This is a genomic window from Moritella viscosa (genome assembly GCF_900120065.1).
Classification (GTDB): domain Bacteria; phylum Pseudomonadota; class Gammaproteobacteria; order Enterobacterales; family Moritellaceae; genus Moritella; species Moritella viscosa.
Map to the genome: position 1 here is coordinate 129,339 of NZ_FPLG01000105.1, position 7,087 is coordinate 136,425.

9 protein-coding genes are annotated in these 7,087 nt (G+C 35.3%); 2 read left to right on the forward strand and 7 right to left on the reverse strand.

The window, feature by feature from the left end; genetic code table 11:
• Positions 1–452 precede the first annotated feature (452 nt).
• From BT797_RS16920 to BT797_RS16940, 6 genes are all read right to left on the reverse strand, one after another.
• Complete coding sequence (locus tag BT797_RS16920; RefSeq protein WP_075472889.1) at positions 453–869, reverse strand: hypothetical protein; 417 nt, start codon at positions 867–869, stop codon at positions 453–455.
• 546 nt (positions 870–1,415) lie between these two features.
• A complete protein-coding gene (locus BT797_RS16925) occupies positions 1,416–1,706 on the reverse strand; it encodes a hypothetical protein (protein ID WP_075472891.1) in 291 nt (96 codons plus the stop codon).
• A gap of 100 nt (positions 1,707–1,806) precedes the next feature.
• Complete coding sequence (locus BT797_RS23870; RefSeq protein WP_170860715.1) at positions 1,807–1,971, reverse strand: hypothetical protein; 165 nt, start codon at positions 1,969–1,971, stop codon at positions 1,807–1,809.
• Positions 1,971–2,312 (reverse strand): DUF2442 domain-containing protein, encoded by a 342-nt coding sequence (locus BT797_RS16930; protein WP_211705438.1) that lies wholly within the window; start codon positions 2,310–2,312, stop codon positions 1,971–1,973. Before BT797_RS16930 ends, BT797_RS23870 begins: the two co-directional genes overlap by 1 nt.
• A 68-nt stretch (positions 2,313–2,380) precedes the next feature.
• On the reverse strand, positions 2,381–3,778 hold the full coding sequence (locus BT797_RS16935; protein WP_075472895.1) for a DEAD/DEAH box helicase: 1,398 nt from the start codon (positions 3,776–3,778) through the stop codon (positions 2,381–2,383).
• On the reverse strand, positions 3,778–4,314 hold the full coding sequence (locus tag BT797_RS16940; RefSeq protein WP_075472897.1) for a hypothetical protein: 537 nt from the start codon (positions 4,312–4,314) through the stop codon (positions 3,778–3,780). Before BT797_RS16940 ends, BT797_RS16935 begins: the two co-directional genes overlap by 1 nt.
• A 109-nt stretch (positions 4,315–4,423) precedes the next feature.
• Between BT797_RS16940 and BT797_RS16945 the strand changes: the two genes are divergently transcribed.
• Positions 4,424–4,630 (forward strand): helix-turn-helix domain-containing protein, encoded by a 207-nt coding sequence (locus tag BT797_RS16945; RefSeq protein WP_075472899.1) that lies wholly within the window; start codon positions 4,424–4,426, stop codon positions 4,628–4,630.
• Positions 4,631–5,170: 540 nt separating this feature from the next.
• Here BT797_RS16945 and BT797_RS16950 read toward each other — a convergent pair.
• Positions 5,171–6,613, reverse strand: coding sequence for a DUF2971 domain-containing protein (locus tag BT797_RS16950; protein ID WP_075472901.1), 1,443 nt, complete (start codon positions 6,611–6,613; stop codon positions 5,171–5,173).
• Between the two features lie 214 nt (positions 6,614–6,827).
• On the opposite strand from BT797_RS16950, the gene BT797_RS16955 reads away from it, so the two are divergent.
• Positions 6,828–7,087: site-specific integrase (locus BT797_RS16955; protein ID WP_075472903.1), on the forward strand; the 260-nt coding region annotated here is incomplete at its 3' end.

The window sequence follows — 7,087 nt, forward strand, 5'->3', positions numbered from 1 at the left end:
TTAAATATGGATATTATCCGCGGTAGCTGAAAATCACTCCCATTACTTACATGAGCAAATATATAACAAATCGATATGTACATATTGTGAGTGGGTTTATGCTTTAACTAACTAACTAACTAACTAACTAACTAACTAACTAACTAACTAACTAACTAATTAACTAATTAACTAATTAACTAATTAACTAATTAACTAATTAACTAATTAACTAATTAACTAATTAACTAATTAACTAATTAACTAATTAATTATGTGATGTGGAAAATTCGGCTTAGTGCTAATGGACTAAGCCAGAACTGGACATAACCTTGTTAGAACACTTATTCTATTTATAGTTATTCAGATAAGGTTTTGTATTGGAATCTTCGATGAAAACGGCCAAATTCACTGTAGCACTACACGTTGTAAATAGCTCTTACACTTAAACGCACTGTTATGCGATTGGGACCTTACTCAAACATGATTTCTGATATTGCGAATCTTTTTGATAAAGCTTTTATGCTTCTATCCGTTAATTTATCATGTCCCGTTAAGATCTTTTCTACCTGTTCTTTTGTACCAATTTCGAATGATAGGTCTGAAGTGGTTAAAGAATTCTGATCTAGGATTACTCTGATCATTACCTGACTAGAAGTCAATAATGCTATTCGTTCATTAAACGCCTTAAAATACTCTGAGTTTTCTTCATATGAGTGCAAAACAGGCCACATTAAATCAATTAGACGCTTGTTATCTTCATAATTTTCAACTAATTCATCTAGTAGTGATATTAGTTTTTGATATTCCTCATGAGAGTTTAGCCCTTTAAGCCAAGGCATTTCGTTCTCAATTTCAGCGCTCAACTCTTTCATTTTTTCAAGGTTCATAAACGATACCCCCCTATATTTATCACATAAGCTTATTATACTGACGTCTGTATGTAAAAATACAACAATCATAATTACAGTTCTAACTCACACCAAGCCTCTTAACGAGATAGATAATCGCTAACAGCCCCAAAGCTTGTTACAAGCACGCTCAAAATTAGACTATTTTGATTGAGTCACAATTTTGATTGATCACAGGCTTAGCGTTGTTGCTCTAAGCCAGAGCTGGACACAAAGGCAAACAAGTTAACCCTAAAACAGTTAAAGCATGTAAGGCAGCTCTTGAGTACATCAATAAAGTTTGAGTAAAGAAGCCGCCGCTAAGGCTGCAGGGGTCGGTGTGGCGACATTGTATCGTTATATTAAAGAATATAAGCAGGTTAGTTAGCTACGAGCCTAGAATTAGTTGACCACTTCAGAGCGTTAGTTCGCTAGATTTCACGTAGCTAACCATAACTAGGCTCTGATCTTACATAAAGGCTATGTGACCGTAAGTTCAAGATAAAGTCCTATCAAAAATAAATTGATAGGACTAGATATTAAACATTATTTATAAAATTGATGACGTCTGTTTGAGTTATGCTTCCAGCTTTTAGCTACATCATAAACATAGGAAGGATAGTCACTCCAAGGATCTGCTAATACTCTACCTCTAGCTGCTCTTAGCTTTATAGGATAACCTTCACATTCAATTAAATGCATATAATAAAAGCTTTTTTCTTGCTTTGTACTAAAATCTTTATGTGTACCACTTCGCACATTTGGGTAGACATTCCACACATAATCAATTTTTTTATGTTTTTCAAAATTTAGATATTGTTGTTTAAGTTTCTTCATTTTCCCTCCAGGTTTAAATACCTAGAAGGGATCCTTTTCAAAATAATTCATTTAATTGTCCTCTTATCATGACAAAATTAATTTACCAATATGCCTAGTATTAAGGCAAGCTAACACGCGTTGGGTGATACCTTTTTCTTGTTGCATTAATAATTTCACGGATAGTTATCATCAAATCAGAGCGAGTTTCTAAGCGTGATGCTTCTGATTTATTATCAGTAATAACATCAAAAATATTATTACATTCAGTTTCATAGAGCCTCATTAATGCTTTCCGGTAGCTTTTAATAGATCTTTAATCGTACATTCACGTTCTATCATAAAATCATCAGAAGCACTTTCTTCAGCCTTAAAAAACGAATCCCAAATATGACTATTTATAATGTCGAGTTCACATTCCAGTGTATCAGCACTAAAATCTTGACCATTTGGCCAACAGATACCCATACTTGAGTCATCAACTTCAACCAACTTTAAGTATGTTTCATTAGATAGTTCTTTAAATGTACCTTTTGTGATGTAGTTACTTACATCAAACAAGCCCATCGCTCCATCAGACAAACTTACCTGCAATTTATATGAACCAACATATCTAACACTATTCACTGTCAACATAACGCCTCACATGGTTAAAGAAATCCAAGCCTCATTTTAACTATACATACAAATATAACTTAAAATGGTGAACTAAAAGTATTTATAACTTTTTCCCTAAAATCGCCTCTAATCTCAAATGTAAAATCATCTATACAACTTTTATTTTGATAGATGGCATAAGGTAATAATTGATGTTCTGAAATACTCTCCCCCCCCATGTCTAGAGCTAAGCTTCCATTCCTTTTCCCAACGAAACCCCGTTTATTTAATGCATTAAAGCTAGGTACCTTTTTAATATTATTATCCATTATAACTTCTACATCAGGGATCTCTTGCTGAATTCTCAATGCGAATTCACTAAGTAACGGCTCTGCAAACGTATAAAGCCATGCATCTTTATTTTGAGCGTTATTCATACGTAAAATTCGACCTAGCACCTGTCTAAAATATAATTCAGTTTTAACGTGACTCAAATGACAACATACCTGCAAACGAGGGAGGTCTATGCCTTCAGAAACCATATTAACTGACACTATCCATTCCGTATCACTATGACGAAATTGATCGATCAGATACTGAGCATCGGGTTGCTTATAAGTCACTAATACCGCACTTTGCTTAAATTCAATCTGTAGAATATTCATAATATATTCTGCATGCTCAACTGAAGATGCGACAATTAAACCGGCTGCACTTGGGTTTATACATTTTATTTCACTTAACTTACTGCATGATAAACTTAATACATAACGGATCGCAGTATCGTTAGTTATAATCGCTTGGTAGGATACCGAGGGGTAGTCTAATAGAGCCTGAAAACTTGAGAATACTTTTGAAACTTTATTTTCTTGAGTAACAGTAAGCTTTTCATTATCAATTAAAACAATTTTAGGATTTCTGCATACATAGTCTCTCACCGCCTCATTAAGCCCGTAGACGTAATCACATTGAATAGCACCATCTGGCTCGATATAATTAGAAAGAGCTATAGGAGCCTTATCTGAGCGCCACGGCGTACCTGTTAATGCTAAGGTATAGGCAGCCTGAGATTGAATCTTTAATATAATTTCCTCACCCCATGCATTTGCGTTTTCAATTTTCGATCCAGAGCAATGATGGATCTCATCAAAAATAACCAATACGCGATGGTTCTCCATGATTTGCCAAAAATCATCATTAAAAAACAATAAGCTTTGGTATGTGTATGAACAACCTAATGCCCCGATAACACCATCAAACCGGCAATTTAAGCGTTGAGCAAACCTATCTCGAATACTATGGGCTACATTGATTGATGGTGAAAAGCATAAAATAAAGTCGATAAGCTTAGACTCATGCAAACTCGCAGCTAGCTCTGCTGCCATCATAGTTTTGCCAGCTCCTGGCGTTGCTAAACATAAAAAATGCTTGCTGGTATGTTTAAAATGTTCAACAGCTGTCAGTACACACTCTTCTTGCCAAGGTCTCAATTTCATCATTGCTTCTTCTGGTATGTAATAACACTTTTTATCGCTTTGATTTGCCCTAATAACTTAGAGCTGTACTCACGAGACTGTAGGTAATTAGACTCTAAGTGCTCTTTTAATTCAGGTAGTGACTTGTACAATGCCATGTATTCTTCTGACTCAGCAATACTTGCGATCAAGTCCACTTCACACTGCTTTAAGCGTTCATCTAACAATGAACTAGTGATTTTTTTAGGACTCTTTACAAGCATTGGACTTACTTGTTTACTTTTGATTTGTTCAGTTGTTAAACCGACTTGGTAAAACATATTTGTTTTATTATAGCGATGTTCTTTTACCTTCTCAGAATCAACCTTTTCAAGCATACCTAATTTTTGTAGACGCATAATTTGCCGATAAACCATCTTTCGTGAAAGAACAGGATCTGTTTCACCGGTGGTTTCCATATAAGCACTTCTCATTTCACTGACTGTAAAATTATTCAAATCATCAGTGATAAAAATTGAATATATTGACGTTGTAACTTTTATCGGTTTTTTAGGCATCGTTTAAAATCCAAGAGTTGCACTTAAGCGCATTAAAAAATGCGGATTATAGTCCGTTGTTTTTAATGTGACAAGAGCGGATAGTCTTTCATTTTTAGAATGATTTAAAATGAAAGACTTAGCGATTAATGTTGGATTGAAAATTAAAGTTAGAAGAAAAGAAATGTGTGTTTCTCAGGATAAACTCGCATTACTAGCCGATATTGATCGCTCGTACGTGGGACGTATTGAACGTGGTGAAGTAAACATTACGTTAGAAAAACTATATGAAATCGCTGAAGTGTTAGATTGTGATGCTAAAGACTTACTACCTTAGAGCTAGCGATTAGAATGTTCAAGATTATCCACAGTTCACATCTTAAAAACATAATGAACCTATCAAGTCACATTTCTATTTAAGAAAGCATATTGACTCATTTAAAGCCTATGTTGGTGCTAGATTTACTTAAAACTAAATTATTGAGGCATCATAATGAATACCGATACACTATTAGAAGTTAGTCATACCCGATACTGCTACGCAAGTTATCATCCTTTTAGTCATTTCATATCACTTCTGGACTAAAGTGGCGATTCAGGAAGGAAAATATGATACAGCGATAAGTAAGTATTCAGCCCTAACATTCAGATTCGCGACTTGCTCAGTACTCATCTTATTTCTATTTCATTGGATAAGCAGAATAGTAATATTGTCGTGAATGCGCTGTGGATGCAATATTGGCCGCTGCCTTAGCTTCACTCCGAAAATTATTAATAATCAAATGTATTGAGTGAGTTAACGGCTTAGCGCTATTGGACTAAGCCAGAACTGAACGTGCATTAGCTGAGGAATATGATTACCGAGTGCAGCAACTTGTTATACCTCTTGTGTGAAGCTAAGCAGGCTCATTTCAGAATGCGTTATACACTTTTCTTCCGACGAGTACTCCGCCTGGTAAAACTTAAAATCATCTCTACCTGTTTCTCTACATTTTTCTTCAATTATTTTTATTACTTTCAACTTGTCTTTGGTTGTCGTTTTAATACCAAAAATAATGCCTTTAAGAGATGGAAATTCGTAATTCAATGATCTATCTCCGGGGGCTGAGAAGCTATCTAGCGAGCTAGCAAGGATCAGGCGATGTTCGTTTTCATACGACCAATCTTTGGATTTAACTGTGACATCTCTGTAGAAGTTTTCCCAGTATTTTTCGCGCCAACTATCTTCAGATTTAATCATATCATCTGCGCATTCACTCATAACGCCATCTAATGAGTACCATACTGAATTCAACTTCGGGATTGGAAGGCGACCAAGCATGCGAAAGAAGTCTATTTGACCATAACCTTGAATGTAATCTATAGGGTAAAACTTTCTGTTACTAAACCTATAAGTTGGGCCCGATGTTGAGCTGTAACCATTTCTACCTTTTAACTTTAGAAAGGATTCATCATTAATTACATCGGCATTAAAAATCAAGCATGCACCAGAGTGATTATCACCATAATGCCCCCACACTGAAGAGCTCTTACACTCAGACATAAAGCATGCTGTATACCAGTCAGGAAAAACTAACTTTTCAATTTGTGAAACATATTCTTTAGGAAACTCAATAATTACTAGATTTCTATTATTTCTATCACTATCGATTTTTCCATTATATCGATATATAAGGTCCATTTGCTGGTTACTATGCTGATACGCTGAAAATATAGCATGTGCTATTTTTTCGTCACCTCCATGTTCTTTTAAGCTTTTTTCAAGAATGCCTATAAAATCTTGGTTTACCAGGTCAATAATCGGTTTATCTGCTTCAGAGTTTTTTCTGTCTCTTTCTGGAATAAGACCATTTTGCTCATATTCTGAATAAATGACTTCCAGTGCATAACTATGGGTATTTCGAAGATAGAAAAACAGTTCATCTCTTCTAACTGGAGTTGTTCGTTTAGAAATTGAATCAATAAGCTTAGCTAAGCTTTCATTATCAAAATATTTGTTTTTAATACTGGAGAATAATTCTTTATACATTGGTGTTGGAAAATCATCTTCACCAGAAAAAACCGGCATATCGGCTGTGGATATGGGGTGATCTTCGCCTGAAATTAACAACAAAGAACAAAGCCTCTCAAGGCATAATAAATAATGTTGAAATAAGTTTCTCCATACTATGAAGTCACCTTTCCAATACATATCTCGAAAACCTTCCATAGGGTCGTTCAATGAACCTGGCTCAGCAAAATATATACTTTGATTTTCTAATTCTTTAAATTCACCGATCAAGCTATTGATACGTCTGAACCTATAAAATTCCTTCTTCATATCATAAAACTCAATGTCATTGGGGTGTAAGGCCCACTTAAGCGGACAAAAACTGTTGGATATAGTGGTGGAGCGAAGCGGAACAGAACCAACGGTTTTTGTTCCGTTTAAAGCGCTTGTTGAACGAAGCCGCTGCGCGGCAGAGTAAACAAGCCAGCGTTCATACTAACCAATAGCATCACCATTATGGTGGTGCCTTATTGGGGTTATTAGTATGAATCATTCACAACAGCAACGATTTATTTATCTTTATGAACAACATCTTACCAATTTAAGGCTACAAGGTAAACGGCCAGCAACCATTGATGGCTATTCTCGTGCGGTTCGACGTATTTCGGCTTACTTTGATAAGTCTCCCGATGGATTAACTACTGCTGATTTAAAGGATGACTTTAACAGCCTTATCCAAACGCACTCATGGAGTACCGTTAAAATAGACCGTAACGGCTTACAGTTTTTCTATCGTTACACCCT